At 62.7% G+C, this 947-nt stretch carries 1 protein-coding gene; it reads left to right on the forward strand.

The genetic code is table 11. The features are described from left to right. Window positions 1–69: 69 nt before the first annotated feature. Window positions 70–947 (forward strand): NAD-dependent epimerase (locus tag EOA19_RS34935; RefSeq protein WP_164893133.1); only part of this gene is annotated, 878 nt, incomplete at its 3' end.

Genomic DNA, 947 nt, shown 5'->3' on the forward strand with positions numbered 1-947 from the left:
CAAGACCCCGGGCGTCATCTACGACATCAAGGGTCTGTTCCCCAGGCATGTTACGGATGGGCGCTTCTGATGAGGGTTCTGGTCACCGGCGCGGCCGGCTTCATAGGGTATCACGTAGCCAAGCGGCTGCTGGAGCGCGGTGACGAGGTCGTCGGCATCGACAACGTCAACGACTACTACGATCCGCAGATCAAGGAGGCGAGGCTGCGGCTCCTGGACGAGGCGAGCCGCAAGACCAATGCCGGCTATCATTTCATCCGCGGCAATCTCGCCGACAAGAGCGTGGTCGACGCCTGCTTTGCCGACCATGCATTCGACCGGGTGATCCATCTCGCCGCCCAGGCCGGGGTTCGCTACAGCCTGGAAAACCCGCATGCCTATGTCGAAAGCAACATCATCGCCTACACCAACATGCTGGAGGCCTGCCGCAACAGCGCCGTCGCGCACCTGACCTATGCCAGCACGTCGAGTGTCTACGGCGCCAACACCGACATGCCGTTTTCCGAGCATCGTCCGGCCGACCATCCGCTGCAGTTCTATGCCGCGACCAAGCGCGCCAACGAGCTGATGGCGCACAGCTACAGCCATCTGTTCCGATTGCCGACGACCGGGCTTCGCTTCTTCACCGTCTATGGTCCCTGGGGTCGCCCGGACATGGCGCTGTTCCTGTTCACCAGGAACATCCTGGCCGGCGAGCCGGTCAAGCTGTTCAACAACGGCAACCACACGCGCGACTTCACCTATGTCGATGACATCGCCGAAGGTGTCGTTAGGGCCAGCGACAGCCCGCCCACGGGCAATGCCGCCTGGGACTCCAGCCGTCCCGATCCGGCCACAAGCAGCGCCCCCTGGCGCATCTTCAACATCGGCAACAACAACCCGGTGAAGCTGACCGCCTATGTCGAGGCGCTGGAAAACGCGCTGGGCCGCAAAGCCATCGTCGAACT

The sequence above is a fragment of the Mesorhizobium sp. M7A.F.Ca.US.010.02.1.1 genome (genome assembly GCF_004023085.1).
Classification (GTDB): Bacteria; Pseudomonadota; Alphaproteobacteria; order Rhizobiales; family Rhizobiaceae; genus Mesorhizobium.